This window comes from Nocardia sp. NPDC005978, assembly GCF_040614455.1.
GTDB lineage: Bacteria > Actinomycetota > Actinomycetes > Mycobacteriales > Mycobacteriaceae > Nocardia.
In genome coordinates, this window is record NZ_JBEXUS010000054.1 from 1 (window position 1) to 26,629 (window position 26,629).

Consider the following 26,629-nt stretch of genomic DNA (forward strand, 5'->3'; position numbering starts at 1 on the left):
CCAGCCGCGCCCCGCCTCCGCCCCGTCGCCGGCCGACATGCAGCCGACCACCCCCGCCCAGCCGATCCGCGGCCCCCGCGCCATGCCGCCCGGCCCCCAGCGGGTCGGGGCGGGCGCACCCCAGGGTCCCGGCGCACCGCAAGGTCCCGGCGCACCCCAGGGTCCCGGCGGGCCACAGGGTCCCGGCGGCCCGAACGCTCGCGGCCCCCAGGGTCCGGGCGGCCCCCAGGGCGAACCGGCGGGACCGCAAGGGCCGCAAGGCAATCCGCAGGGACGACCGGCACCCCAGGGTCCGGGCGGCGCGGCGGGCGGCCCCGGCGCACAGGGCCAGGGCAACCCGAGTGGACCGGGAGTGCAAGGCGGGCAACAGGGTTCGGCCGCCGCGCTCGCCGGCGCGGCGGGAGCCGGCGCGGCAGGAGCCGCTCAGCTACACAAGGGCCCGCAGGGACCCGGCGGCCAAGGCGGACCACAGGGACCAGGCGGCGCTCAGGGCGGCCCCGGCAATCAGGGCGGGCCCCAAGCCCCCGGCGGGCAGGGCGGCCAGCAAGGCCAGGGCGCACAGCAGAACGCGGGCGGGCGGCCGGGCCCCGGTGGCCAAGGCGGACCACAGGGTCCCGGTGGCCAAGGCGGGCAGCAAGGCCCCGGCAACCAGGGTGGTCCGCGCGGTCCCCTTGGCGCACAAGGCAATCCGCAGGGACGACCGGGCGGCGGGCAAGGCCCGCAGGGTCCCGGCGGCGCGCAGGCCGGCTCCGGTGGCGCCAACGTGCCGGGTGGACAGCAAAGCGGGGGCGCGCTCGCGGGCGCTGCCGGCGGCGCGCAGTTGCAGAAGGGGCCGCAGGACGGGGGCGGCCAGCCGCAGGGTCCGGGAGGCGCGCCGGGCTTCGGCGGTTCCCAGGACGCTACCCAGGTGTACAAGGTCGCGCAGGATGCCGGACGGGTCGCGCCGCCGCAGCGGATCCCGGGCGGCGGCGAAGTCGCTCCGCCGCAACGGATTCCCGCCGCGAACGCGGACGGCGGCGAGGACAAGGCGTCCGATAAGGCCGGGCCGAACAAGAAGCTGCTGCTCATCGGCGCCGGCGTGATCGTGCTGGTGATCGCCGTGATCGCGGCGGTGATCGGCCTCGGCGGCGGGGGCGACGACTCGCCCGAGGGCAAGGTCAAGCAGGCCATCGGGACCTACACCGACGCGCTGTCCGACGGCGACCTCGATGCCCTGCGCGGCATCACCTGCGGCGCGCAACACGACTTCTACAAGAACATCTCGGCCGAGCAGTTCGCCGGGGTCTACCAGACCTCGAAGGAACAGAAGAGCATCCCCGTCGTCCGCAGCGTCGACGCGATCCGGATCACCGGCGACGCCGCCCTGGCCCAGGCCACGGTCTACACCGAGGCCGACCCGGGCAAACAGTCCGCCCGCACCTTCGACCTCCAGCACACCGACGACGGCTGGAAGGTCTGCGACCCGCCAACCGGCCAGCAGTAACCCCGCCCACAACCGCCGCCCGGCACCCCAGGTGCCGGGCGGCAGTCGTGCCGGGAGGTGTTGCTCGGCGACAGGCCGGGATACCGGGTCGGGACGTCCACGCCACACATCAACCGAGAGCGCGCACACCTAAGCGGCCACCCGCCCCCGGCGGTTCCCTGCCGCGCACGGCACGACATCAGCGGTCTCGACAAGCACTGATACCCGGCAGCATGCGAGGCGTCCGGAGCGGCCACACCGCACAACAACCGGCAGCAGCGGACCGACCCCGGTGGCGGGCCGGAGTTCGGGCGTTCGGGACGTCCACGCCGTGCATCAACCGAGCGCGCACACCTGAGCGGCCCACCGGCACTGACGGTTCCCCGCCGCGCAGCGCACGGCATCTGCAGTCTCGGCGGGCTCCGATCTCCGATACCCGAGGCATCCAGAGCGCCGGCCGACCCCGGCGGTTCACGCGCGGCGCACAACACGGCATCGGCGGTGTCGGCGCGCGCCGACAACCAGGCAGTATGCGGATGTTCCGGGCGTCCACCGCACCTCAATTGAGCGCACACCAAAGCGGGCCACCGGCCCTGGTGGTTCCCCCGCCACGCACAACACGGCGGTCTCGGCGCTCATGGCATCGGCGGTATCGGCGCGCCGATACCCGGGCAACGTGACCGCCGCGTCCGGATCGCACCGCGCCCTGGTTGCCGAACGCGTGTGGGTCGTGGCGACCGGCGCGTACCGGTCGTGGGGCGGCGGTGTCGCATGCTGGGGTATCGGGGTTCACGCAGTTCAGGGGGTGCGGGCTGGGGCGCGGCCGGGGTGGCGTTACAGGGTGGGGGGTTGGGCCGATGTCTTATTCGTGGGGCGGGGGCGTATGAGCGCCGCCACCCGCGACGAACGTCACATACACCTGGTCAGTAGCCCAATAGCCCGGTAGCATCCTTCGGATTGTCTGGGCCAGCCACTACGGCTCTGTCTGCGCCATGGCGGCTCGTACAGCCGTGGTGACGTGCGTGCGCCGAAACGGCCACTGCCCATCAGGTTTCGATATTGCAGGGAGCTGAACACCATGCCGGAGACGGCCGAGGCGACTGTCGCCACCGCCACCGATCTGGTCGGACGGCACTTTCGAGTCCGTGATCACTACGACGTCGGTCGCGAGAAGATCCGCGAGTTCGCGCGTGCCGTCCGCAACGATCACCCCGCCCATCACCACGAGGAGCACGCGAACAAGCTCGGCTACGCGGGGCTGATCGCCTCCCCGACCTTCGCGTCGGTGATCGGCGCGGCCACCACCCGCAGCCTCATCGGCACGGTGCTCACCGAATACGACGTGTCGCAGATCCTGCAGACCGATCAGATCTTCGAGTACCACCGGCCCATCGTGGGCGGCGATCTGCTGTCGGTGGACGTGGCCGTGGAGAACATCCGCATCTTCGGCGACAACGACTTCATCACCATCAAGGTCACGCTGACCGACGCCGACGCCCTGCCGGTCCTGGTCGCGACCACCACGATCGTGGCCCGCTGCGGCGTCGAGATCGATCCGGCCGCCGCCGAGATGGTCTCGGGCCTGGTCATGCACGGCCACGTCACCGACTCGAACGCCGAGGGCTCCCTGGACCCGTCCGGGCTCATCCTGCTGGCCCCGGAAGAAGTCGGCGAACTGCGCACCCCCGCCGCGCCGCTGCCGGTGCACACGGTGCCCACCGCGCAAACCCTCACCGCCGGAACCGAACTGCCGGCCTCGCGCATCCCGCTCACCCGCGGCGACCTGGTCAACTACGCGGGCGTCTCCGGCGACCCGAACCCCATCCACTTCAGCGACGCCGCCGCCGAGCTGGTCGGCCTGCCGACCGTGGTCGCGCACGGCATGCTCACGATGGGCCTGACCGCGAGCTACCTGGTGGACTGGCTCGGCGACCCCGCCGCCCTGGGCAAGTTCAGCGTGCGGTTCTCCGGCTTCGTCGCCGTCCAGCCGACCGCACCCACGTTCGTGGAGTTCACCGGCAAGGTCAAGTCGGTCGACGCCGAAAGCGGTTCGGCCACCGTCGTTCTCGGCGCCACCTCGGAGGGCAAGAAGCTCTTCGGGCGGGCCGTGGCCGAGGTTCGGCTCTCCGGCGCCAACACCGCGCGGGGCTGATCTTCGCGGAGTAGTTCCGCACCGATCCCGACTTGAGCCGGGATTCGGGCGGTCCGATCTTCCGCGACATAAAGCGCAGGGCGGAAAGCACATTCGCGCCTTCCGCCCTTTCGCGTTCCTACCGGCGGTTACTCCACCCGCACGTGCATCAGATACACGTTGTAGTCGTTCCAGGTCGACATGGTGAAATACAGATCGTTAGCCGTCGACCAGGGATGAATGAATCCGCCGTACAGCTCCGGGAACTGCGCGGCGGTCACCGTCACCGCGCTCGGCGACCACACCCCCTGCGGCGAATCCGACTCCCGCACAACCAGAGCCGCTTTGGCGGTGTCCAGATAGCTCATCTGCCAGACCTTGCGGTCCGCGTCGTAGTTAACCGACAGCTCGGCCGCGGGGGCGTCCACGATGGTCGAGGCGGCCTGGTACCCGCCGACCGGCGTCCAGGAGCCGTCCCGCCAGTACTGGTACGCGGTCGTGTTGAGCACCTGATCCTTGGGCACCCGCGCCAGCCCCACCGCCCCGAGGCGGGTGTTGCGGGTGCCGAACATGTAGACGTAGTCGCCTTCGGGCACCATGGCGCTCACCTGGAAGTTGGAGACGCCGAAGATGTTGTCCCACTTGGCGTGCGCGTCCTTGACCCAGGTCTGCCCGTGGTCGTCGGAGTAGGCCAGCCCGCCGTAGTTGGTGAACCACGTGCCCGGGATCGAGTTCCAGGTGCGAATCGACATGTAGCTCATGTACTGCCGGTCCCCGATGGCGAAGCCGGAGGTCGGAATCGTGGTGATCTCGATGTTGTCGAGCTTCTTGCTGGTCAGCAATTCGACAGCGTGACACCGGCTGTCGGTCACGAAGCGGTCGATGGTGACCCCGTCGCCGAGTTCGCGATCGGTGCTGAAGGCCAGCAGATTGCTGCGCCAGTCGTTGCCGAATCCGCCCGGCGGGTGGAAGTCGTCGCCGACCGAGTCGCCGAACGCGATGGCGACCTCGCCCGGCTTGCTCTCCCAGATGATCCCCAGATCGGTGCCCTCGACCTGCCAGCGCTTGTCTGTGCGGTTGATCGAGCTCGCCCCGGTCAGCTTGGCCACCTCGCGGACCTGCGAGACGCGCGGCACGGCGCGGGCCGGGGACTGCGGCGCGGTCTCGCTGATCGGCTGCACGGCCTCGGGCGCGGGCGGCATCGGCGCGGGATCCGGGTCGGGGAAGGCGAAGTGAAAGGGCTGCGGCTTGAGGATCAGCTGCGGTATCCCGAGCTGCTCCTGGAGACTGGGCGCGGCCGCGGGCGCGTCGGTGAGATCCGGGCAGGGGTTCTCGCACGGATCGGCGGGCAGCTCCATCGCGATCCGGGTGGTGTTCTCCTTGGGCGGCCCCGGATCGACGGTGACCACCGGATAGGCGATGGGCATCTCCATCCGGTCGGGCACGAGCGTCTCGTGCACCGGTGCGGGATCGGACTTGCACGGCCCGATGCCGGGAATCCGTTTCTCCGCACCGGATTCCGCCGGATCGGCCAGGGCGTGCGGGGAGTTCGCGGACACCAGCATCCCGGCCCCGACAACCACCGCGCCCACGGCGGCCAGCATGCGCTTGGCCATGCGTCACCCTTCGATAGGACTCACCGGACACATCCGGCGACCGACCCTACCCGCCTTTTCGCGCGACGCACCCGTACTCGCCGGGGAAGATCACCGGCGAGATCGGCGCGCGGAACCACCCGGTGCGCGCGAGGATCCGGCGCGGGCGCCGCTCAGCGCGCGGCGTGGAACACGAAGACCGTGGACCCGATGCGAATCGCGTCGCCGTCGGCGAGCACCACCGAGGTCTCGATGGCCGTCTCGTTGATGTAAACGCCGTTGGCCGAGCCCAGATCCTTGATGAGCAGTCCGGCCCGGCTCGGGGTGATGTGCGCGTGGTACCGGCTCGCCTTGGGATCGTCCAGGATCAGGTCGTTGTCGACCATGCGCCCGATCTTGATGCCGCCGATGCCGATCGGAACGGCCCGCCCGTCCGCGGTCCGCAGCTGCCCCGCCCGGATCGCCCGCGGCATCTCGGTGACCGTCTCGGTCATGGCCTTGGCCTGCGCCTCGATCTCGGCGATGGCTCCGGTGTGCAGCGGCTCCTGGCGCAGCACCCGCTGTTCCAGCGCGGTGATGGCCGGACCCGGATCGATGCCGAGTTCGGCCGAGAGCACCGTGCGCACGCGCCGGCACGCCTCGAGCGCGTCGGCCTGGCGATCGGAGAGGTAGAGCGCGGTGATGAGCTGCGCCCACAGCGGTTCGCGCAGGGGATGCGCGTTGGTCATCGACACCAGCTCACCGATCACCGAACGCGCGTTCCCGCAGGCGATCTCGGCGTCGATGCGCGCGGAGGCGACCAGCAGCCGCTCCTCGTTCATGGCGGTGGCGAAGTCCCCGGCGAAGGACAGCCCGGACAGGTCGTCCAGCGCCCGACCACTCCATTCCTGCAGCGCGCTCGCGTACAACCGGGCCGCGCCCGCGTGATCGCCGATCGCGGCGGCTTCCTTGCCTGCCCGGTGCATGCTCTCGAAACGACCGAGATCGCAATCCGCGTCGGGGATCTCGAGGCGATAGCCGGACGCCTCGGTCCGCAGCACGGCGACCGAGTCGACGCCCGCGTTGCGCAGCGTCTTGCGAATATTGGAGACGAACACCTGCAGGCTGGCCTGGTAGGAATCCGGCGGATCGTCGTTCCAGACGTAGTTCGCCAGCGCCTGCGACGACACCGCGCGCCGCCGGTTCACGGTCAGCGCCGCGAGCAGCGCGCGCGGCTTGGGGCCGCCGACCAGCACTGGACGGCCGCCGACCAGCACCTGCACAGGTCCGAGGACCCGCACATCGAGAGTCATTGCCCTGCACCTCGTATAACAGCGAACGGCCGCGGCAGCACTGGGCAGCCGCGGCACGCTCAGCTCACTGCGCCGGAGTTTTCTCCGGCTTCGTGGCTTACCTTACTTGGCGCTGATGGAACGGCCCGCCGACTTCAGGTCGTGGGCCGCCTCGAAGACGCGCGCGGCCATGGAGGTTTCGGCCTTCTTGAGGTAGCTGCGCGGGTCGTAGACCTTCTTGTTGCCGACCTCACCGTCGATCTTGAGGACGCCGTCGTAGTTGCCGAACATGTGGCCGGCGACCGGACGGGTGAAGGCGTACTGGGTGTCGGTGTCGACGTTCATCTTCACCACGCCGAAGCGCAGCGAATCCTCGATCTCGGACTTCAGCGAGCCCGAACCACCGTGGAACACGAAGTCGAACGGCTGCGCGTCCGCGCCCAGGCCCAGCTTGGCCGCGGCCACACGCTGGCCCTCGGCGAGCACCTCGGGCTTGAGCACGACGTTGCCCGGCTTGTACACACCGTGCACGTTGCCGAAGGTGGCGGCCAGCAGGTACTTGCCGTTCTCGCCCGCGCCCAGCGCGTCGATGGTCTTCTGGAAGTCCTCGGGCGAGGTGTAGAGCTTGTCGTTGATCTCGGCCTCGACGCCGTCCTCTTCGCCGCCGACGACGCCGATCTCGACCTCGAGGATGATGTTCGCGGCATGGCACTGCTTGAGCAGTTCCTTGGCGATCTCGAGGTTCTCGTCGATCGGGATGGCCGAGCCGTCCCACATGTGCGACTGGAACAGCGGGTTCAGGCCGGACTTGACGCGATCGGCGGAAATGGCGATCAGCGGCCGGACGAAGGTGTCCAGCTTGTCCTTCGGGCAGTGGTCGGTGTGCAGCGCGATGGTGATGTCGTACTCGGCGGCCACGACGTGCGCGAACTCCGCGAGCGCCACCGCACCGGTGACCATGCTCTTGACACCCAGACCGGAACCGAATTCGGCGCCACCGGTGGAGAACTGGATGATGCCGTCACTGCCGGCATCGGCGAAACCCTTGATCGCGGCGTTGATCGTCTCGGAAGACGTGCAGTTGATCGCGGGGAACGCGAAGGAGTTCTCCTTGGCCCGAGCAATCATCTCGGCGTAGATCTCCGGAGTCGCGATGGGCACAATGACCTCCACTGTGGTGTGCTGTGTACAACAAATTCTGTCAGGCCACACACTAAGCCAATCCGCTTTTCGCCTGGCAATTGCCTCGGAATAGGTCCCGGACACCTGACAAGTTTGTGAGGTTGCTTCGAGGTTCGGTGTGACATAGCAATCACCGGTAGGGTGGTGGCCGTGACCTTGCTGGCCGTATCCGATGCCGTGACGACCACCGTCGCGATGCCCGAGATTCTCGATCCCATGTATCTCCTCACCGAGACATGGCTGAGCAAAGTTGTGCTCGGCGCGATCCTGGCGATCGTCTTCATCGAGACCGGCCTGCTGTTCCCACTGCTCCCCGGCGACTCGCTGCTGTTCACCGGCGGCATGCTGGCCGCGCAGGATCCCGCGCCCGCCGGTCTCAACATCTGGGTGCTGGTCCCGCTGACCATCCTGGTCGCGTTCCTCGGTGACCAGTCCGGGTACTGGATCGGCCGCGGCATCGGCCCGGCGATCTTCAAGAAGGAAGACAGCCGCTTCTTCAAGAAGAAGTACGTCACCGAGACGCACGAGTTCTTCGAGAAGCACGGTCCCAAGACCATCATCCTGGCCCGCTTCGTGCCCATCGTGCGCACGTTCATGCCGGTGCTGGCCGGTGTGTCCAAGATGGACTACCGCAAGTTCGTCGCCTTCGACATCGTCGGCGCGATCCTGTGGGGCGGCGGCATCACGGTGCTGGGCTACTTCCTCGGCAACGTCGAGTTCATCCGGAAGAACATCGAGGCCATCTTCCTGCTGATCGTGTTCATCTCGATCCTGCCGGGCATCGGCGCGGTGGTCCGGAACCTGCGGAACCGCAATACGACGGACGATTCGAACGCGACCGCCGATACCGATGAGTTCGCGGTCACCATGAACAAGTCGAATCACTGAGCCAAAAGGTGTCCACCCACCCGATGAACGTCGCCATGGGCGGTTTCGGACCGCTCGAAACGGCCGGACCGGTGTTGGTCTGGACAGTCGTACTGACCTTCGTATTCCTCGAGTGCGCACTGATCATCGGGCTCTTCCTGCCCGGTGACTCCATGCTGCTGACGGCCGGCATCGTGCTGGCCGCGCACGGCACCGGCGAGGCGCACGTCTGGGCGCTCTCGGTCGGCGCGATGATCGCGGCCGTCGCGGGCAACCAGGTCGGGTACGTGATCGGGCAGAGAACCGGGGATCACCTGGTGGCTCGAAAGAACGGCAAGTACATCAACACCCGGAACCTGACCCGGGTGGCCGAACTACTGCACCGGCACGGGTTCTTGGCAGTGCTTGTCGCGCGCTGGATTCCGTGGGTGCGCACGCTGTGCCCGCTGGTCGCGGGCGCGGCCGGGATGGACCATCGCCGCTACACCGTCGCCTCGACGATCGGCGCGATCATCTGGGCCCCGGTGCTGCTGCTGGTCGGCTTCTACGCCGGCGGTTTCCTGGAGGGCATGGACTGGCTGATGCCCGCGGTGATCTGCACCCTGATCGTCGGCCTGGTGCTCGGCACCATCGTGGGCGTGCGCCAGTACCGCGTGGAGATGGCCCGTCCCGCCGAGGATTTCGACCTCGAGTGCGATACCGAGCCCATCCCCCAGGTGCACCGCCACACGGCCTGAAACGCACCGTCCGATACCGGTCCGCGCGGTGGATGACCACGACCCGCGCGAATCAGAAGCCCGCCGCGCAGACGACGTGTGCCGCTTCCATCAGTTTCCAGCCCGAAAGCTGTACGGACAGATCGCGTTCGGGAGTGCGCGAGGCCGTGATGGAGCCGCCCTCGAGCATGCCCGCACCGGAGATGCGCGGTAGTCGCGCCGGCTGCCGCCAGTCGGCTCCGAACAGCGGATTCCCGTCCACGTCGAGGCGGTTCTCCCAGGCCGCGACGGCCGAGCGGCACACGATCGCCGCCGCCCCGCGCCGCGCGTTCACCTGCGCCTGCTCCTCCCCCGGCAGCATGAGCGCCATCAGGGCCAGGTAGCGGATCAGGATCCCGTTGAACAGCCCGCCGTCCCCGCCGCCGTCGCCGGCGACCACGCCGCCCGCCACGAGATGTTCCTCGATGGCCGCGAGCAGGCGCACCGCGCGGTCCACGTGCCTGGGTTCGCCGGTGTGCACGGCCAATTCGGTTTCGAGGCCGAGCACCACGCCCTGGCAGTAGCTGTAGGTGGGCGTCTCGATCTCGCCCGAGGGGAGGTGGATCCCGTCCACGATCAGGCCGGAGTCCTTGTCCCGCAGGGTGTGATCGAGCCAGTCGGAGATCTCCTGGGCGCGGGTGTAGCGCCCGAGCCGGGCCATGGCGATGCCGACCGGTCCGTTCGCAGGGGCGTTGAAATAGTCCGACCCGCGCCGCCACGGCACCGCGCCGAACTGCGGTTCGAAGCCGGTGTACAGATCCTTCTCCAGCGCGAGCAGCCCGCCGCGCACCTCGGTGATGCCCTGGGTGCGCTCGGCACGCTCGAGTGCGATGGCCAGCCACGCCATGTCGTCGTAGTAGTTGTTGGTCCACCCCGTGAGATTGCGTGTCCGCATCCCCTGCGCGATGGTCGAGATCCGCCGCCGCCGAATCGGGGTCGGCGCGCGATTGGCCGCGTCGACCGCGCAGTCGATCAGGTGCGCCTGCCACCAGTAGTGCCAGAACATGAAGGCGCGCTCGCGCTTGGTGGCGGGCCAGCCCACCACCCCCAGCGTCGTCCCCGGAATCGCCCACAGCGGGCGCAGATGCCGCGCGACGATCGCCGACTCCGCCAGATCGGCGCGCTCGGCCCACAAAGCAGCGCTCGACTCGGTATTACGCCCGGTCCGCGAAGTCATGGACATATCGTGCCAGCCGGACAGCCCGCCATGTGGCTGATTTGTTACCACTTTCCGGCTCGCGCCCGCTGTTCGGCCGGTGGCAGCGGTCGCGCGGCGGAAAAGTCGGGCCGCGGCGCGGCCGTCGTGGGACAGGACGTGCCGACGCGTGATCCGGCGCGGCTACCAGGCGTCGGTCAGGTCCGCGTGCTGCCGGACCCAGGCGTGCATGGCGATGCCCGCCGCGACGCCGGCGTTGATGCTGCGGGTGGACCCGAACTGGGCGATGGAGACGGTGAGCCGGGCCGCGTGTTTGGCGGCGTCGGTGACGCCGGGACCCTCCTGGCCGAACAGCAGCAGGCAGTCGCGCGGCAGCTCGGCGGTCTCGAGCGGCACCGAGCCCGGGACGTTGTCCACCGCGACGACCGTAAGACCTTGGGCGGCAGCGTATTCGAGCAGCTCCGCGGTATCGGCGTGATGGTGGATGTGCTGGTAGCGGTCGGTCACCATGGCCCCGCGCCGATTCCAGCGCTTGCGGCCGACGATATGGACGGCGGCCGCGCCGAAGGCGTTGGCGGTGCGCACGACCGTGCCGATGTTGGCGTCGTGGCCGAAGTTCTCGATGGCCACGTGGAACCGATGCCGGCGCGTGTCCAGATCGGCGACGATCGCCTCGCGGGTCCAGTACCGGTAGGCGTCGACCACGTTGCGGCGGTCACCGTCGGCGAGCAGCTCGGGGTCCAGGCGCGGGTCGGCCGGCGGTTCGGAGCCGAACTCCGCCCGCCAGGGCCCGACGCCGTGCGGATGCTCGCCCCATTCGGTCGGACCGGGGGCGAGTGGATCGTCGGCTGTCGGGGCGGAACTCACCCGGCCATCGTAGTGACCGCCCGGTGCGCTCCCCCGCGGGTCAGTAGGTGCCGGAGTCGGTGGACAGGACCGCGTACAGGATCACGCCACCGTAGAAGAGAATCAACAGCCCCATGATGCAGGTGGAGATGATTCCGCAGATGTAGCCGACCTGCACGTTGCCGCGCCCGCCGAGCTGGCCGCCGGAGTAGTCGATCTCCTTGCGCGCCCGCGCGCCCATGATCCAGGCGACCGGCCCCAGGAGCTGGCACAGCACCAGACTCAGAATGCCGAGCACCATGATGGTGGTGGCCTGCGGATGGTCCGGCGGTGGACCGTAGTGCGGGTACACGGGATAGCCGTAGGGCGGGTAACTCACCGCACCATCGTATTTCGGCGGCGCGGTGAGCGCGTGCCTAGTTCGTGGTGCCGGCGAAAGCGCCGATCACGACGGCCAGCACGACCACCAGCAGACCCAGCCCGAGCAGGCAGGTGGCCACGATGCCGCAGATGTAGCCCGCGTTCACCATGCCGCGACCGCCGACGGTCCCGTGCGAGGCGTCGATCTCGTCGCGCACCCGCTTGCCCATCACCCAGGCGACCGGCCCGAGCAGCTGGCACAGCACCAGACTCAGGATGCCCAGGATCAGCACGGTGGTGGACTGCGGATGGTCCGGCGGCGGGGCGCCGTAGTACCCGGGCTGCGGCGGAGGCGGGTTGCCCGGCGGCGGATACTCGTAGCTCATGGGCATGATGCTAGGTGGTGGTGCTGTCCACACCCCGCATTTACGGGTCTGCTCCATCGCCCGCACCCACCCCGCGCGACCACGATGATGTGATGAGCGAAACCGCCGCGCTGCCTACCCTGGTACTCGATATGCCCGATTCGACGAACACCCCGCCCGCCGGACCGCCGCCGGACGCCGCCGCCCCGGAACCGCTGTGGCGCACGGTGCTGCTCGCCCCGTTCCGCCTGCGGACCTGGAAGGAACTGTTCTACCTCGTCGTGGTCTTCGTCCTGGACTGCGCCGCGGCCACCTACCTGTTCTTCGGAATGGGTGGCGCGGGCTATCTCTCGATCTTCCTGATCGGCATTCCGCTCCTGGCGGCGGTCATTCTCGGCGGCCGGATCTGGGGGCACGTCTATCGCGGATTGCATCGGGTGCTGCTGGACAACGACCTGCCCGAGCCACCGACCTTCGTGGGCCGGCCGGGCCTGCTGGGCTGGCTGCGCAGCGCGTTCACCGATCAGGTTTCCTGGCGCGCGCTGGCATTCATGCTCGTGCAGGGCGCGCTCGGCGTGGTGGTGGGCTACCTGACGCTGGTCGTGGTGGCGATGACGGTGTTCACCGCGATCTCCCCCATCCCCTGGGCGCTGTTCCATCCGGTCAACGTGGATGCCGATGGGGTGGAACATCATTCGATCCTGCAGATCCGAGATTTCTACTTCGACACCTGGCCGCGCAATCTGGCGCTGTCCGCGGTGGGCATCGTCCTCTGCTTCGCCCTGCCCTGGCTGATTCGCCTGGTCTGCCTGCCGCACCGGCTGTTCGCGCGCTGGCTGCTCACCCCGACCGCCCGGGATCGGCGGATGGCCGAACTCCGGCAGAGCCGCCGCGCCGCCGTGGACGACGCCGCCGCCACCCTGCGCCGCCTCGAGCGCGATCTGCACGACGGCACCCAGGCGCGCCTGGTCAGCATCGCCATGATGCTCGGCCGCGCCGAGGAGCGCCTGGCCACCGGCGGCGAAGCGAGCGAACTCATCGCACAGGCCCGCGCCGGATCCAAGGAGGCGCTGACCGAACTGCGCGAGCTGGTGCGCGGAATCCACCCGCCCGCACTGGAACTCGGGCTGGAGGCGGCGCTGGAGACCCTGGCGGCACGCTCGGCCATCCCGGTGGAACTGCGGGTGCTGCTGCCGCGCCGGCCCAGCCCGGCCATCGAGTCCATCGCGTACTTCTCGGTCGCCGAACTGCTCACGAATGTCGCCAAACACGCTGGCGCGAACCGGATCTGGGTCGCGGTGCTGCCGACCGGAAACGATCGGGTCGCGGTCAGCGTCCGGGACAACGGGGGTGGCGGCGCGCTGCAACCGGTGATCAACGGCGGGGAGCGCACCGTCGGCGGTGGACTGGCCGGGCTGGCCGCGCGCGCCCTGGCGGTGGACGGCACCCTCGCCGTCGACAGTCCGATCGGCGGGCCCACCGTGGTCACCCTGGTCCTGCCGCTCGATGGGCCACAGTGACGCGACGGGCCACGGCGGCACGAGGGCGCGCGGTGATCCGCGGGACCGCACCGAGAGGAGAGAGACCGTGAGCAGCGCGAATTCCCCGGCCCCGGCCGAATTGCGGGTGGTCGTCGCCGAGGACAACGCGATCCTGCGGGACGGGCTCGTCGCCCTGCTCGCCGAGCGCGGCCATCGGGTGGTGGCCGCGGTCGGCGACGGGGCGGCGCTGCGCGCGGCCGTGATCGAGCATCGCCCGGAAGTAGCCGTGGTGGACGTGCGGATGCCGCCGACCTTCACCGACGAGGGTCTGCTCGCCGCCCTGGAGTTGCGCCGCAGCCATCCGGACACCGGGGTACTGGTGTTCTCGCAGTGGATCGAAACCCGCTACGCCACCGAACTTCTCGCCGCGGGCGCGGGCGGGGTCGGCTACCTGCTCAAGGATCGGGTGGCCGATATCGGCGACTTCATCGACGCCCTGCAGCGGGTCGCGACCGGCGGCACCGCGCTCGATCCGGAAGTGGTGAGCCAGCTCATGGGCGCGGCACGGCAACAGGATTCACTGGCCCGGCTCACCCCGCGCGAACGCGAGGTGCTCGAACTGATGGCCCAGGGTCTGTCCAATTCCGCGCTGGCGCACGCCCTCACGGTGACCGAGCGCGCGGTGGAGAAGCACATCGGAAACATCTTCACGAAGCTGGAGCTACCGCCCTCGGATCTGCACCACCGCCGGGTGCTCGCGGTTCTGCGGTTGAAGGGGTGAAACATCGCTGCGCGGTTGCCGGGCGTGGAAGACTGGTCCCATGGTGCGCCCGACTACTACAGCAGCGCTGAAAACGGTTGCGTCCTGGCCTGATCACCTATTGACCCTCGGCGAATGGTCCGCGCTGCCCGAGCTCGAGCGCGGCCGGTGCCGCGAGCTCGTGGACGGCGTGCTGGTGGTGTCACCGCAGCCCCCGCGCCACCAACTGGCCGTGTGGCGGCTGGCCGCCCAGCTGGAACCGGCGCTGCCGCGCTCGGTGGCGGCGCTGGCGCGTATCGAATTGGTGATCGACGACGGCACGCCGCCGACCGTGCGGGTGCCCGACGTGCTGGTGGTGGGCGGTCCGGCCGGGGCCGCGCACGCCGACCGGGTCGCGCCCGCGGATGTGCTGGCGGCCATCGAGATCATCTCCCCCGGCTCCCGGCGCACCGATCGGATCATGAAGATGACCGAGTACGCCGAAAGCGGCATCGCCGAGTACTGGCTGCTCGACATCGACGGCGCGGTGCGCCTGCGCACCCACCGGCTGGAGGGCGGCCGATACGCACAGACCGGCGAGCACACCGGCCGGGTGACGCTCGAACTCGACGGGTTGAGCATTCCGCTGGATCTGGACGCCCTCACCGCGCTGCGCACCGCGCCGTAGGCCGTGCCGGGTCGCAGCGCACCGATACGGCGCGACTCCCACCCGTCATTCGCGAGCCTGATTTCCGCGTGCCGCTACGAGCCGGACCCGAGCACCGAACGGCGGCCGACCCGGTACGGTCCCGAGCCGGGTCCACCGACACAGGCAGCGCCAATTCCCCTGTGGCACTACGGCACTCTGTCGTAGATAACGACCGCGCCGCACTCCGGCGCGCGGCGGCCCGATCCGGCACCGGCGGCGAACACCGGGACTATCCTGGAGTTCCAGCAGCCGTGGTGGAGGTTCCCATGGACCACGCGCGCGTCATACGCACCGTGCTCGGCGTGACCGCCCTGTACCTGATCACCCTCGCCGTCTGGCTCGCGTGGCTGCTGCCCCGCACCCCGCCCGGCACGGTGGCGTTGCAGGTCGTCGCCCTGGTCGGATTGTTCGGCTGTTTCCTCGGCGTGGCGATGTTGCTGGCGCAGCGCCCTTCTCGCGAGGATCGCAAACTGCTGCGGCACGGACTCGAAGGCTGGGCCAACATCGAGGCGGTGCATCCGCTGCGCCGCACCGACCACTGCACCGAGCTGACCCAGATCGACCTGGAGTTGGTGGTGCCGGGTTCGGAGACCTACCGGGGGCGCATCGTGTTCGACGTGGAGCCGATGGTTCGCCCGCTGATCGCGGTGGGCGGCACCCTGTCGATCCGCGTGGATCCCCGCAATCGCGACCGCATAATGCTCTGCCTCTGACGGCCCGGTATGTCGGGAGCTAGCTGACCGTTTTGCCCGCAATGCCCCGTAGCATCACGACCCATGAGTACCGCTACACCGCCCGACCGCCAGGAAGCGCCGCTGCTGCTCGACACCGAGCCGCCGCGCACGCTGAGCTTCAGCGACCAGGCGGCCTTCTGGCTGAATCTCGGCGTCAGCCTGATCGGTTTCAGCGGCGCGGCCTACGTGCTGTTCCCCACCGGCCATCCGCCGTTGCCGATCGCGGGGGCTTTGCTGGCCACCCTGCTCGGCACCGTGGCCGGCATCGCCATGGTCGCCGGCACCGGCATGGTGGGCACCCGGACCGGTGCGCCGGCCATGGCGGTGTTGCGCGGACTGTTCGGGACCAGGCTGTCCTACGTCCCCACGGTGGCCAACATCGTGCAGTGCGTCGGCTGGGGCGTCTACGAACTCACCGTCATCGCGCTGGGCATCGCCGCACTCACCGACGACAAGGTGCCGCACGCCCTGGTGATCTTCGCGGCCGGTGCGCTCTCCACCGTCATGGCCATCTGGCCGCTGCGGGTGCTGCACATCCTGCGCAAGTACGTCTCGGTCGCGGTGGGCATCGCCCTGATCTACTTCACCGTTCAGCTACTGCGGCAACCGATTCCGGAGGTCACCGGATCCAGCTGGAGCGGATTCTTCCCCGCCGTGGACACCACCCTGGCGGTCTCGGTGTCCTTCGTCCCGCTGGCCGCGGACTACACCCGGCACTCGCGCACCGCCCGCACCGCGGGCGCCGCCACCGTCATCGGCTATTCGGTGGCGCAGTTCTGGTGCTACCTGCTCGGCATTCTCGCCATCCTGCAGGCGGGCGGCGATCCGTCCAAGATCTTCGACACCCTGCTCGGGGTGGCGGCGGGCTGGGCCTTCTTCGCGGTGCTGGTGCTGCGCGAGACCGATCAGTCCTTCGCCAACGTGTACTCCACCGCCATGTCCATCCAGAACCTGCTGCCCAAGGTGGACCGCCGCGTTCTCGCCCTGGGCGTCGGCGTCCTGGTCACGCTGCTGGCGCTGCCGGTGCGCGATTTCAGCGGCTACGCGAACTTCCTGTACCTGATCGGCTCGGTCTTCGTCCCGCTCAGCGCGGTGCTGATCGTCGACTACTTCTTCGGCCGCGGCCGCCACACCTGGGACCTCACCCAGCACGCGCCCGCCCGCCCGCTCATGCTGCTGCCGTGGGTGATCGGCTTCGTGGTGTACCAGCTCATCAACCCGGGTTCGATCAGCTGGTGGGTCGGCTTCTGGACCAGGGTGCAGGACGCCACCGGCATTCACGCCACATGGTGGACCTCGGCCTCCGCGTTCGCGTTCCTGTCGGCGGCGGCGGTGACCGGAATCCTCGTGGCGCTGGAACGACGAAGGGCCTGACTCGATGACGGACGACCGCGTCTTCGGCATGGGCTCGGATCCGCTGGTCGCCCCCGACTGGCCGCCGCTGACCTCCCTCGAAGTCGCGGCGGTCCTGTCCCCCGACATCGACCTGGCGCCCGGCGCGGCGCTCGAATGGCACAGTCCCCGGCCGTTGTCCGCGACCGCTCGGGTCCGGACCGCCGACGGCCGCCCACTCATAGTCAAACGCCTGCCCCGGGCCCTGCGCGACGCGACCGCGCTCGCCGAGGAACACGGCTTCATGAACCACCTGCGCGCGCGGGGAATCCCCGTTCCGCGTATCGCGCTCACCCGCGAGCACGGTGAATTCACCTATGAGGTACAGGAACTCGGCGCCGGCGCGGACCTGTACTGCGGAACCTTCTCCTGGACCCCGTATCTCTCGCTCGAACAGGCCACCGCGGCCGGTCGCGCGCTGGCCGAATTGCACCTGGCCGCACGGGGATACGACGCCCCCGCGCGACCGCCGCGCCCGCTACTGGCGAGCTTCACCATCTTCTCCGCGGCCGACCCGATGACGGCGATGGAGCGCTACGCGGCCGACCACCCGGCCCTGGCCGATTTCCTCGCCGCCCGGGACTGGCGCGCCGATGTGGAGCGCCTGCACCTGCCCTTCCACCATCGCCTGCGCACCGTCCTCGAACATCTCTCCCCGCTGTGGACGCACAACGACTGGCACGGCACCAACCTGCTCTGGGAACACGAGAAGCCTTCCACCGTACTGGATTTCGGCCTCTGCGACCGCACGACCGCCGTCCACGACCTGGCGGTGGCGATCGAGCGCTGCGCCGTCGACTGGATCTCCCTGCGCACGGGCGGCCCGGCCCGGCCCCGCCCCGATCAGGTGCGAGCCCTGCTCGACGGCTACACGAGCGTGCGCACCCTGACCGGCTACGAGATGTACGCCCTGCGCGACCTGGTCCCCCTGGTGCACGCCGAATACGAGCTCTCCGAGATCGACTACTTCCTCGGCGTCGTACCCGGCGGCAACCCCGAGAACGCCGAAATCGCCTACACCCACTACTTTCTCGGCCACACCGCCTGGTGGTCGGGCGACGAGGGCAGGACCCTGCTCCACCACCTGCCCTGACGCACCGCTCGATATGAGCCGTGGCCGACTCGATGGACGCGACCTGCCTCGACGCCCGACGGCGTCCGCTGCCGCGGGACTGTTCGCGCCTGTCCGTCCGATCGGGCACAGGCACTTGGACCGCGTCACCCCGCTCGGAAGCTCTTGCCGTCCCGGGGGTTTCGACTCACTACCCGCGCACGTGGGCGCGGGGGTCGGCCAGCAGATATTGCGCCGTGGCGTAGGTGCCGAGGATGACACCCTCGGTCACCCGGCGCGAGCGCGGGGTGCGGGCGAAGATCTTGCGCAGCACGATCAGGCCGTCGGAGACGGTGAACAGCAGCGCGCCGACGCCCAGGCGGGTGCGCGGGTGCGCGCCCGGAATATTCAGGCCCGCAACATTTTTCGCGCCGGGTGCCAGATCCGGATCCGACGCCAGGGTCGCCGCCGTTCCCAGCGTCGCACCGTAGGCGGTGAGCGGAATCGCCACGGCCGGGGCCTTGGCCCGCATGAGCGCGGCCGCGCCGAGCCACGCGCCCAGGCGCTGCCCGGCGATGGCCGCCTTGGGCCGCGCACCGTGCCGCCACCACAGCCACGAGTACCCGGTCTGCATGACGGCGAAAGACGAAGCGCCCGCGATCAATCGGCGGTCGTCGTCGGGTTCGATGAGCAGGACGTCGCCCACGGTCGCGGCGGCCAGCGCGCCGAGCAGCACCGTGCGCTCGACGGCGGGCAGCCCGTCGTCGTTGGTCGCCACGTCCGCCGCCAGCAGCGGCATGAGCAGCGGCTTGGCGATCCACTGCAGCTTGTCCCGGCCGGTGACGGCGCCGAACACCGTCACCGCGGCCGCGCCGACGAAGGCGGCGCGGAAGGGCCTGGGCATCAGAAGGAGGGCTCGGCCGGGGCCGGGGGCAGCACCGCGACCTGGCCGGCGTAGGTCAGGCCCGCGCCGAAACCGAGCAGCAGCGCGAGCTGACCGCCCTTGGCCTTGCCGGTGACCAGCATTTCCTCGATGGCCAGCGGGATCGAGGCCGCCGAGGTGTTGCCGGTGTTCTCGATGTCGTTGGCCATGGGCAGATCGTCGGGCAGGCCGAGGTTCTTGCGCATGAGCTCGTTGATGCGGGCGTTGGCCTGGTGCGGGACGAAGACCTCGATGTCGTCCTTGGACACCCCGGCCGCCTCGACCGCGGAGGACAGCGCGCGCGGCAGCGTGACCGCGGCCCAGCGGAAGACGCGCGGGCCCTCCATGCGCAGCAGCATGCGGCCGACCGGATCGGTCGCGGGATCCTTGTGCTGGAATTCCTCTGCGCGATCCATCATTTCGAGGATGTTGTAGTTCTGGCCGATGGCCGAGGCGTTCTCGCCGTCACTGCCCCAGACCGTCGGGGAGATGCCGTTCTCCTCGCTCGGGCCCACGATGACCGCGCCCGCGCCGTCACCGAAGATGAAGGCGGTGCCGCGGTCCTCGGGGTCGAGCGAGAACGACATGGTCTCGGCACCGATGAGTAGCACGTATTCGGCGGAACCGGCGCGCACCAGATCCGAGGCGACGCCCAGGCCGTAGCCGAAACCGCCGCAGCCCGAGACCAGGTCGAAGGCCGGAATGCCGTTGATGCCCAGATCCGAGGCGACCGTCGGGCCGCCGTGCGGGGTGATCTCGGGCCAGGTCGAGGTGGCCAGGATCAGCGCGCCGATCTTGGAGCGATCGATGCCGCTGTTCTTGATGGCGCGCTCACCCGCGGCGACCGCCATCGAACGCAGCGACTCCTCGCCGCTCACCCAACGGCGATTGCGGATGCCGCTGCGTTCGTAGATCCACTCGTCGGTGGAATCGAGCTTCTCGCACACTTCGTCGTTGCTGACAATGCGGGTGGGTCGATAGGCACCGATGCCGAGCATCGCAACATTCTGATTGCCCTTGTTGATTGCAATGCTCACCACTGGTGACTCACACGACCCTTCGCAACACATTGTTCGACCACGTTGTCGGACAGAAGACCAGTACCCAGGCTAACCCAGAGCACCGGTTCAGCCCAGAGCAAGATCTTGTTTACCCCAGCGCAAGGTCTTTCAGGTCCAGAATGGACCGATACTCCAGCCCCTCGGCCGCGATCACCTGGTCAGCACCGGTTTCCCGATCCACCACGGTAGCCACGCCCACCACGATCGCGCCCGCCTCGCGCAGCGCGCGCACGGCGGTGACCGGGGAGTTGCCGGTGGTCGTGGTGTCTTCCACCACAAGCACCCGCTTACCGACGACGTCCGGGCCCTCGATCTGGCGCTGCATGCCGTGCGCCTTGGCCGCCTTGCGCACCACGAACGCGTTGATGGGCCGGCCGGGCGCGTGCAGCACCGCCGCCGCCACCGGGTCCGCGCCCATGGTGAGTCCGCCGACCGATTCGAAATCCCAGTCCGCGACCAGTTCACGCAGCAGTTTGCCGATCAGCGGCGCCGCCTCGTGATGCAGTGTGGCCCGGCGCAGGTCCACGTAGTAGTCGGCTTCCTTGCCCGAGGACAGGGTGACCTTGCCGTGCACCACCGCGAGGGCGCGCACGAGTTCGGCCAGTCTGTCCCGGTCGGTCGTCGTTACCTGCATTGCTGTGTCTATGTCCTTCCGCGTGCGTTGAACAGGCCCCGATTCAGGCGGGTCACCAGGGACCTCGGGATCAGTCCGGCAACCGCAGCAATCGTTTTGTACTGCGCTCCGGGCACGCTGAGCACCCGGGCTTTCTCCAGATCACGCAACGAGCCGGCTACCACCTCGTCCACGTCGAGCCACAGTGCTCGCGGCAGCGAACGCGTCTGTAACCCGGCTCGCTCGTGGAATTCGGTGTGGACCAGACCCGGGCACAATGCCTGCACCCGGACGCCGGTCCCGGCCAGCCCGCCCGCCAGCCCTTGCGAGAAGGATACGACGTACGCCTTGGAGGCCGAGTAGGTCGAACCCCTCCCGGGTATCAGCCCGGCGATACTGGCCACATTCACCACCGTGCCGTTCGCCGCGTGCAGCATGGGCGGAACGGCCGCGCGGGTCAGCTGCACGACGGCGGTGACGTTCACATCGAGCTGGGACTGCAGGGCTTCGGGGGACAGCGTCCAGAACTCCTCGGAGAACCCGAAACCCGCGTTGTTGACCAGGAATTCGACGCCTTCGGCCAGCCGCGCCGCCACCCTGTCCCGATCCTGCGCGCGGGCCAGATCGGCGGGCAGCACCTGTGCGCGGGCCCCGAAGCGCACCTCCACCTCGTGGGCCAGCGCCGCCAGCCGCTGCTCGTCCCGCGCCACCAGCACCAGGTCGTAGCCGAGCGAAGCGAGCCGGGTGGCGTACGCCTTGCCGATTCCGGAGGTCGGCCCGGTGACCAGGGCCACCGGCCGATGAGCGCCGGGCAGGCGCGAAACGGGAGAACTGTCGGTCATCGATCGCCCATCATCGGTACATCTCGGCGGACACGGTCGGCGATGACCGGTGGTGCGCCACCATTGTGGTGCCTGCCGCGCTCGGGCGCGGGCAGTACACGCGCAAATGGCCGAACCCCGATCTCCCCGGTGTGTCGCGGGCGGGGCTGGGCGCGAAAACACCGTCGTGACCGGGCGAGAACCCGGCGGCGCGCCCGGCCGCGAAAACACCGCTGCCGCCGTGACGAGTCACGACGGCAGCATCGATGCGAGCGGGATCGGTCACCGCGGCGCGGGACCCTGATACGGGCGGAAGCCCGGGTGGAAGGGACCGCCGGGCGGGGCGCTGCGGCCCTGGTCGCGGCGCCAGCCCTCCTCGGGTTCGGCCGGTTCGCGCCGGTCCGCGCTGCCCTGCCAATCGTCGTCGTCCTCGTCCGGGCGGCGGTCGTCGAACTCGTCGTCGTCGAGCCGGCCCGCGGCGGCATCCTCGGCGGCCGGCGGCCAGTTGCGGCGCGGGCGATTGCGCGGATCCGGCACCACTTTCAGTGCGGGACGCCAGGATTCGGCTTCCTCGGCCTCGTTCTCGCCCCCGGCGATGTCGCCGACCAGCGGGCTCGCCTCGCGGGCCGGGCGGGTGCGCTCGGGCTCGTAGTCGCCGTCGGCGTCATAGCCGTCGTAGTCGTCGTCCTCGGGCAGCGGGCGCGAATTGCCGGGCTCGGGCAGTTCGTCGCGACCGCGCTCGGAATTGATGACCGGCGGCAGCACGTGCAGCAGGCCCGAGAGCCGCAGCACCGCGTCGATGGCGGTCTCCCAATCCTTGGCGACCGACCCGACCGGCAGCATGCCCAGGGTCCAATTGCCCTCGCTCCACAGCTGTTGCACGGAGTCGGGCAGCGATTCGATGAACGCCACCATGCGCTGATCCACCGCGTGCCGGGCGATGTCGGGGTTGGTGGCGAACACCACGCGGTCCCCGATCGCGCCGAGCAGTTCGAGATCGTGATCCTTGGGCGGGGGCGCGGTCTTCACGCGCAGGTCGATGTCGATGTCCGAGCCGATCTGCCGGCGCACCGCGACCAGCGTGGCGGCGTCCTCCAGATCGAAGAGCACGAACTTCTCGCCCTTGCGATTGCCGGAGACCACGTCCACCGCGGACAGGTAGCCGAGTTTGGCCAGCGCGCCGCGCCGCCAGGTGGAGGCCAGCGAGGGTTCCACCGAAACATAGGTGTACCCCTGGGTTTTCGCCCAGACCTGGCGCACGTGACCGGTCCGCTGCCGTTGCAGCCGATCGAAATAGAGCAGCACGATCGCACCCACCAGCGCGATCGCCGCCAACCCGAACCATATAGCCGTCATCGCCGCCTACCCTATCCAGCCGGGCGGGAGATTGCCCGGTACGCTCTGCCATTTTCGCCCTGCGCTGCGAGCTTCGAAAACAACCGAAATGGACCTGCTCACCGTGGCCCGCCGGGGAGGGAGGTGCTGATGATGATCGTGGCCTGGATCGAGCCGTCGGCGCCCTTGTCGCCCTGCACCATGACCATCTCACCCACCGGCAGATCCGCCACCTTCGTGCTGCCGAGCGAAATCACCTGTGTCTCTTCGTCGGTGTGCACGGTCACCGTAGTGCCGGCCAGCGTAGTCATGGTGAGGGTGGTGCCGTCATTGGCGGCGATGGTGCCCATATTCGCACCGAGCGAATCGATGTCGCCCAGGCCGGGGATCTGCGGCACGCCGCTGGGCAGCGGTTGCGACGAGGTGTTCGGCTTGCTGGGGAAAACGAAGGTGGGGGCCGCGGTGGTTCCGGCGGCGGTGGGCGACTCGGGCGTGTTCCGGTTGGCCAGGAGCACTCCCACCGCCACGCCGATGACCGCGATGCCCGCGAGGGCGGCCAGTCCGAGCCCGATCCACAGCCCGGTTCTGCGCGGCGGCTCGGGGGCGGGCGGGCGCGGGAATCCGGCGGGCGGATAACCGCCCGGCGCGCCCGGGCCGCCCGGGTAGTTCGGCGGCGGTTGCGGGACGTAGCCGCCCGCGGTGTCGTAGGTGCTCGTCGGCGCGTACCCGGCTCCGGCCTGGTAGGCGGCCGTCGGTTCGTACCCCGCACCTTGTTCGTACCCGCCCCAGCCCGCGTCGTGCGGCGGGATCACGCGGGTGGCCTCCGGACCCGGCGGCACTCCGAAATACTCGGTCGGCCCGTACGCGTCCGCGGGATCGGAAGTGTGCCCGACCTGCCCCGGGGCGGGCGCCATCTTCTCGGTCGGTCCCTCCCCCGGGCTCACGTCGGGCCGCCGCGCCCACGGATCGCTCGGATTCGTCATGACCTCCAGCCTAGGCTGCCGAGCTCTCCGCAGCCGCGAACTCGACCGAGCGGTGTGCTCTTGCACCGCCCGGCCGAGATCCGCGATTACCTGCCCACGATGAGGTGATCGCCGTCCGAACTCACGTTCACCTTGACCGTGTCACCGTCCTTGACCTCGCCGGCCAGCAGCTCCTTGGCGAGGGTGTCGCCGATGGACTGCTGGATGAGCCTGCGCAGCGGGCGCGCGCCGTAGGCCGGATCGTAACCGCGCACGGCCAGCCAGAAACGGGCCGAATCGGACACGTCCAGGTTCAGGCGACGCTGGGCCAGCCGCTTCTGCAACTGCTCCAGCTGGATGTCGACGATGCCCTCGAGCTGTTCCTCGTCCAGCGGATGGAACATCACGACATCGTCGAGCCGGTTCAGGAATTCCGGTTTGAACGCGGCGCGAATCGCGTTCATGACCATCTCCTGCGAACCGCCCGCGCCCAGATTCGAGGTGAGAATCAGGATGGTGTTGCGGAAGTCGACCGTGCGGCCCTGACTGTCGGTGAGCCGCCCTTCGTCCAGCACCTGCAGCAGGATGTCGAACACATCGGGATGCGCCTTCTCGATCTCGTCGAAGAGCACCACGGTGTACGGCCGCCTGCGCACCGCCTCGGTCAGCTGACCGCCCTGGTCGTAGCCGACGTAGCCGGGGGGCGCGCCGACGAGCCGGGCCACCGAGTGCTTCTCGGAGTACTCGCTCATGTCGATGCGCACCATGGCGCGTTCGTCGTCGAACAGGAAGTCCGCCAAGGCTTTCGCGAGCTCGGTCTTGCCGACGCCGGTCGGGCCGACGAACAGGAACGAGCCGGTGGGCCGGTTCGGATCGGCGACCCCGGCGCGCGCCCGGCGCACCGCGTCGGACACCGCCCGCACGGGTTCGCGCTGACCGATGACGCGCCGCTCGAGCTCCTCCTCCATGCGGAGCAGCTTCTGCGTCTCGCCCTCGAGCATGCGGCCGACCGGAATACCGGTCCACGCCGAGACCACCTCGGCGATGTCGTCCGGCCCGACCTCCTCCTTGAGCATGACCTCACCGTCGGCGGCGACACCGGCTTTGGCCTCGGCCGCGTCGAGTTCCTTCTCCAGCGCGGGAATTCGCCCGTAGCGGAGTTCGGCGGCCGTGCCCAGATCACCGTCGCGCTCGGCGCGCTCGGATTCCCCGCGCAGGGTCTCCAACTGCTCCTTGAGCACGCGCACCGAATCGATGGCCTGCTTCTCGTTCTGCCAGCGGGTCATGAGCTGGTTCAGGACCTCGCGGTCGTCGGCGAGTTCGGAACGCAGCTTCTCGAGCCGGGCCTTGGACGCCTCGTCGGTCTCCTTGGCGAGGGCGACCTCCTCGATCTCCAGCCGGCGCACCGCGCGTTCGACCTCGTCGATCTCCACCGGGCGCGAATCGATCTCCATGCGCAGCCGGGAGGCGGCCTCGTCGACCAGGTCGATGGCCTTGTCCGGCAGGAAGCGCGAGGTGATGTACCGATCCGAGAGCGTCGCGGCGGCGACCAGCGCCGAGTCGGTGATGCGCACGCCGTGGTGCACCTCGTACCGCTCGTTGAGCCCGCGCAGGATGCCGACGGTGTCGGCCACCGACGGCTCGCCGACCAGCACCTGCTGGAACCGGCGTTCGAGGGCCGGATCCTTCTCGATGTGCTGGCGGTATTCGTCGAGGGTGGTCGCGCCGACCAGGCGCAGTTCCCCGCGCGCGAGCATCGGCTTGATCATGTTGCCGGCGTCCATGGCGGATTCGCCGGTCGCGCCCGCGCCGACGATCGTGTGCAGCTCGTCGATGAACGTGATGACTTGGCCCGCACTGGATTTGATCTCCTCCAGCACCGCCTTCAACCGCTCCTCGAACTCGCCGCGGTACTTCGCGCCCGCGACCATCGCGCCCAGATCCAGCGACACCAGCTTCTTGCCGCGCAGCGATTCGGGCACGTCCCCGGCGATGATGCGCTGGGCCAGGCCCTCCACGATGGCGGTCTTGCCGACGCCGGGTTCGCCGATGAGCACCGGGTTGTTCTTGGTGCGCCGCGACAGGACCTGCACCACGCGCCGAATCTCGTTGTCGCGCCCGATGACCGGGTCGAGTTTGCCCTCGCGCGCCTGGGCGGTCAGGTCGGTGGAGTACTTCTCCAGCGCCTGGTAGCTGCCCTCGGGATCGGCGGTGGTGACGCGGGCGTTGCCCCGCACGGCGGTGAACGCCTCGCGCAGGGTGTCCGCGGTCGCGCCGTACTTCAGCAGCAGCTGCGAGACGTCCGAGTCACCGGCGGCCAGGCCGACCATGAGGTGTTCGGTGGAGACGTATTCGTCTCCCATCTCGGTGGCCAGCCGCTGGGAGGCGGTGACCGCGGCGAGCGCCTCGCGCCCCAGATTCGGGGTGGTGGTCGCGCCGGAGGCCCGGGGCAAACGGTCGACGATGTCCTGTGCCTCGCCCCGCACCGTCGCGGGGTCGACGCCCACGGCCTTGAGCAGCGGCGCGGCGATGCCATCGGTCTGATCCAGCAGCGCCACGAGCAGGTGCGCGGGCCGGATCTCCGGATTGCCGGCCGCCGAGGCCGCCCCCAGGGCGGCGGTCAGGGCCGCCTGAGTCTTGGTGGTGGGATTGAACGAGTCCACAAGTCCCCTTTCCTACTGATTGCTTTGCCGGTTTCAACGCAGTAGAAGTTGAGTCTGTTCCGCTCAAGTTCAATATTTTCAGGCCCCGCCGCACTGCCCCCTCACGCTACTCGCCGCGCGGCGGGCCGATTGGCCCGAATCACGGTGCACACGGGG

The 26,629-nt window shown here is 69.4% G+C and carries 25 protein-coding genes; 10 read left to right on the forward strand and 15 right to left on the reverse strand.

Annotated elements, in window-relative coordinates:
* Positions 1-427 precede the first annotated feature (427 nt).
* Complete coding sequence (locus ABZ319_RS23390; protein WP_354988590.1) at positions 428-682, reverse strand: hypothetical protein; 255 nt, start codon at positions 680-682, stop codon at positions 428-430.
* Between the two features lie 81 nt (positions 683-763).
* Between ABZ319_RS23390 and ABZ319_RS23395 the strand changes: the two genes are divergently transcribed.
* Both ABZ319_RS23395 and ABZ319_RS23400 read left to right on the forward strand, forming a co-directional pair.
* Positions 764-1,483: a hypothetical protein gene (locus tag ABZ319_RS23395; RefSeq protein ID WP_354988591.1), complete on the forward strand. Its 720-nt coding sequence runs from the start codon at positions 764-766 to the stop codon at positions 1,481-1,483.
* Between the two features lie 1,057 nt (positions 1,484-2,540).
* Complete coding sequence (locus ABZ319_RS23400) at positions 2,541-3,614, forward strand: fused (3R)-hydroxyacyl-ACP dehydratase subunits HadA/HadB (protein WP_354988592.1); 1,074 nt, start codon at positions 2,541-2,543, stop codon at positions 3,612-3,614.
* A 128-nt stretch (positions 3,615-3,742) separates the two neighbouring features.
* Here ABZ319_RS23400 and ABZ319_RS23405 read toward each other — a convergent pair whose 3' ends face one another.
* The 3 genes from ABZ319_RS23405 to fbaA form a co-directional block, all read right to left on the reverse strand.
* Entirely contained in the window at positions 3,743-5,209 is a 1,467-nt protein-coding gene (locus tag ABZ319_RS23405) for a DUF4185 domain-containing protein (protein WP_354988593.1), read from the reverse strand.
* Between the two features lie 152 nt (positions 5,210-5,361).
* Positions 5,362-6,480, reverse strand: a complete 1,119-nt coding sequence (locus ABZ319_RS23410; RefSeq protein WP_354988594.1) for a BTAD domain-containing putative transcriptional regulator — start codon at positions 6,478-6,480, stop codon at positions 5,362-5,364.
* 102 nt (positions 6,481-6,582) lie between these two features.
* Positions 6,583-7,620: a class II fructose-bisphosphate aldolase gene (gene fbaA, locus ABZ319_RS23415; protein ID WP_354988595.1), complete on the reverse strand. Its 1,038-nt coding sequence runs from the start codon at positions 7,618-7,620 to the stop codon at positions 6,583-6,585.
* 216 nt (positions 7,621-7,836) lie between these two features.
* On the opposite strand from fbaA, the gene ABZ319_RS23420 reads away from it, so the two are divergent.
* On the forward strand, positions 7,837-8,529 hold the full coding sequence (locus tag ABZ319_RS23420) for a VTT domain-containing protein (protein WP_354988631.1): 693 nt from the start codon (positions 7,837-7,839) through the stop codon (positions 8,527-8,529).
* 23 nt (positions 8,530-8,552) lie between these two features.
* Positions 8,553-9,245, forward strand: a complete 693-nt coding sequence (locus ABZ319_RS23425) for a DedA family protein (RefSeq protein WP_354988632.1) — start codon at positions 8,553-8,555, stop codon at positions 9,243-9,245.
* Positions 9,246-9,297: 52 nt separating this feature from the next.
* Here ABZ319_RS23425 and ABZ319_RS23430 read toward each other — a convergent pair whose 3' ends face one another.
* The 4 genes from ABZ319_RS23430 to ABZ319_RS23445 all read right to left on the reverse strand — a co-directional run bounded on the left by ABZ319_RS23430 (position 9,298) and on the right by ABZ319_RS23445 (position 12,011).
* Entirely contained in the window at positions 9,298-10,440 is a 1,143-nt protein-coding gene (locus ABZ319_RS23430) for a glycoside hydrolase family 76 protein (RefSeq protein ID WP_354988596.1), read from the reverse strand.
* A 162-nt stretch (positions 10,441-10,602) separates the two neighbouring features.
* On the reverse strand, positions 10,603-11,286 hold the full coding sequence (locus ABZ319_RS23435) for an RNA methyltransferase (RefSeq protein WP_354988597.1): 684 nt from the start codon (positions 11,284-11,286) through the stop codon (positions 10,603-10,605).
* 40 nt (positions 11,287-11,326) lie between these two features.
* On the reverse strand, positions 11,327-11,644 hold the full coding sequence (locus ABZ319_RS23440; protein ID WP_354988598.1) for a DUF4190 domain-containing protein: 318 nt from the start codon (positions 11,642-11,644) through the stop codon (positions 11,327-11,329).
* Positions 11,645-11,681: 37 nt separating this feature from the next.
* Positions 11,682-12,011: a DUF4190 domain-containing protein gene (locus tag ABZ319_RS23445; RefSeq protein ID WP_354988599.1), complete on the reverse strand. Its 330-nt coding sequence runs from the start codon at positions 12,009-12,011 to the stop codon at positions 11,682-11,684.
* 92 nt (positions 12,012-12,103) lie between these two features.
* Here ABZ319_RS23445 and ABZ319_RS23450 point away from each other — a divergent pair, with 92 nt between their 5' ends.
* From ABZ319_RS23450 to ABZ319_RS23475, 6 genes are all read left to right on the forward strand, one after another.
* Positions 12,104-13,510, forward strand: coding sequence for a sensor domain-containing protein (locus tag ABZ319_RS23450; RefSeq protein WP_354988600.1), 1,407 nt, complete (start codon positions 12,104-12,106; stop codon positions 13,508-13,510).
* A gap of 100 nt (positions 13,511-13,610) precedes the next feature.
* Complete coding sequence (locus ABZ319_RS23455; protein WP_354988633.1) at positions 13,611-14,252, forward strand: response regulator transcription factor; 642 nt, start codon at positions 13,611-13,613, stop codon at positions 14,250-14,252.
* A 40-nt stretch (positions 14,253-14,292) separates the two neighbouring features.
* Positions 14,293-14,898 carry a Uma2 family endonuclease gene (locus ABZ319_RS23460; protein WP_354988601.1) on the forward strand — a complete coding sequence of 202 codons (606 nt, stop codon included), beginning with the start codon at positions 14,293-14,295 and terminating at the stop codon, positions 14,896-14,898.
* 287 nt (positions 14,899-15,185) lie between these two features.
* Positions 15,186-15,632: a hypothetical protein gene (locus ABZ319_RS23465; RefSeq protein ID WP_354988602.1), complete on the forward strand. Its 447-nt coding sequence runs from the start codon at positions 15,186-15,188 to the stop codon at positions 15,630-15,632.
* 63 nt (positions 15,633-15,695) lie between these two features.
* The gene (locus tag ABZ319_RS23470; protein ID WP_354988603.1) at positions 15,696-17,027 is read left to right on the forward strand and encodes a cytosine permease; all 1,332 of its coding nucleotides are present in this window, start codon (positions 15,696-15,698) and stop codon (positions 17,025-17,027) included.
* 4 nt (positions 17,028-17,031) lie between these two features.
* Positions 17,032-18,138, forward strand: coding sequence for a phosphotransferase (locus tag ABZ319_RS23475; protein ID WP_354988604.1), 1,107 nt, complete (start codon positions 17,032-17,034; stop codon positions 18,136-18,138).
* A 169-nt stretch (positions 18,139-18,307) separates the two neighbouring features.
* Here the strand turns inward: ABZ319_RS23475 and ABZ319_RS23480 are convergent, their stop codons facing one another.
* From ABZ319_RS23480 to clpB, 7 genes are all read right to left on the reverse strand, one after another.
* A complete protein-coding gene (locus ABZ319_RS23480; RefSeq protein WP_354988605.1) occupies positions 18,308-19,000 on the reverse strand; it encodes a lysoplasmalogenase in 693 nt (230 codons plus the stop codon).
* Positions 19,000-20,058, reverse strand: coding sequence for a beta-ketoacyl-ACP synthase 3 (locus tag ABZ319_RS23485; protein WP_354988606.1), 1,059 nt, complete (start codon positions 20,056-20,058; stop codon positions 19,000-19,002). Before ABZ319_RS23485 ends, ABZ319_RS23480 begins: the two co-directional genes overlap by 1 nt.
* 109 nt (positions 20,059-20,167) lie before the next feature.
* Positions 20,168-20,713: an orotate phosphoribosyltransferase gene (gene pyrE / locus ABZ319_RS23490; protein ID WP_354988607.1), complete on the reverse strand. Its 546-nt coding sequence runs from the start codon at positions 20,711-20,713 to the stop codon at positions 20,168-20,170.
* 8 nt (positions 20,714-20,721) lie between these two features.
* Complete coding sequence (locus ABZ319_RS23495) at positions 20,722-21,534, reverse strand: SDR family NAD(P)-dependent oxidoreductase (RefSeq protein WP_354988608.1); 813 nt, start codon at positions 21,532-21,534, stop codon at positions 20,722-20,724.
* Positions 21,535-21,795: 261 nt separating this feature from the next.
* Positions 21,796-22,860, reverse strand: coding sequence for a hypothetical protein (locus ABZ319_RS23500; protein ID WP_354988634.1), 1,065 nt, complete (start codon positions 22,858-22,860; stop codon positions 21,796-21,798).
* Between the two features lie 107 nt (positions 22,861-22,967).
* Positions 22,968-23,831: a DUF5666 domain-containing protein gene (locus ABZ319_RS23505; RefSeq protein WP_354988609.1), complete on the reverse strand. Its 864-nt coding sequence runs from the start codon at positions 23,829-23,831 to the stop codon at positions 22,968-22,970.
* Positions 23,832-23,917: 86 nt separating this feature from the next.
* The gene (gene clpB, locus ABZ319_RS23510) at positions 23,918-26,473 is read right to left on the reverse strand and encodes an ATP-dependent chaperone ClpB (protein WP_354988610.1); all 2,556 of its coding nucleotides are present in this window, start codon (positions 26,471-26,473) and stop codon (positions 23,918-23,920) included.
* Positions 26,474-26,629: the final 156 nt, after the last annotated feature.

Coding starts and splice junctions, on each gene's coding strand:
- ABZ319_RS23495 (WP_354988608.1), bottom strand. CDS start 21,534: ATGACCGACAGTTCTCCCGTTTCGCGCCTGCCCGGCGCTCATCGGCCG.
- ABZ319_RS23470 (WP_354988603.1), top strand. CDS start 15,696: ATGAGTACCGCTACACCGCCCGACCGCCAGGAAGCGCCGCTGCTGCTC.
- pyrE (WP_354988607.1), bottom strand. CDS start 20,713: ATGCAGGTAACGACGACCGACCGGGACAGACTGGCCGAACTCGTGCGC.
- ABZ319_RS23465 (WP_354988602.1), top strand. CDS start 15,186: ATGGACCACGCGCGCGTCATACGCACCGTGCTCGGCGTGACCGCCCTG.
- ABZ319_RS23430 (WP_354988596.1), bottom strand. CDS start 10,440: ATGACTTCGCGGACCGGGCGTAATACCGAGTCGAGCGCTGCTTTGTGG.
- ABZ319_RS23400 (WP_354988592.1), top strand. CDS start 2,541: ATGCCGGAGACGGCCGAGGCGACTGTCGCCACCGCCACCGATCTGGTC.
- ABZ319_RS23450 (WP_354988600.1), top strand. CDS start 12,104: ATGAGCGAAACCGCCGCGCTGCCTACCCTGGTACTCGATATGCCCGAT.
- ABZ319_RS23405 (WP_354988593.1), bottom strand. CDS start 5,209: ATGGCCAAGCGCATGCTGGCCGCCGTGGGCGCGGTGGTTGTCGGGGCC.
- ABZ319_RS23420 (WP_354988631.1), top strand. CDS start 7,837: ATGCCCGAGATTCTCGATCCCATGTATCTCCTCACCGAGACATGGCTG.
- ABZ319_RS23460 (WP_354988601.1), top strand. CDS start 14,293: ATGGTGCGCCCGACTACTACAGCAGCGCTGAAAACGGTTGCGTCCTGG.
- ABZ319_RS23445 (WP_354988599.1), bottom strand. CDS start 12,011: ATGAGCTACGAGTATCCGCCGCCGGGCAACCCGCCTCCGCCGCAGCCC.
- ABZ319_RS23480 (WP_354988605.1), bottom strand. CDS start 19,000: ATGCCCAGGCCCTTCCGCGCCGCCTTCGTCGGCGCGGCCGCGGTGACG.
- ABZ319_RS23475 (WP_354988604.1), top strand. CDS start 17,032: ATGACGGACGACCGCGTCTTCGGCATGGGCTCGGATCCGCTGGTCGCC.
- ABZ319_RS23410 (WP_354988594.1), bottom strand. CDS start 6,480: ATGACTCTCGATGTGCGGGTCCTCGGACCTGTGCAGGTGCTGGTCGGC.
- ABZ319_RS23505 (WP_354988609.1), bottom strand. CDS start 23,831: ATGACGAATCCGAGCGATCCGTGGGCGCGGCGGCCCGACGTGAGCCCG.
- ABZ319_RS23425 (WP_354988632.1), top strand. CDS start 8,553: ATGAACGTCGCCATGGGCGGTTTCGGACCGCTCGAAACGGCCGGACCG.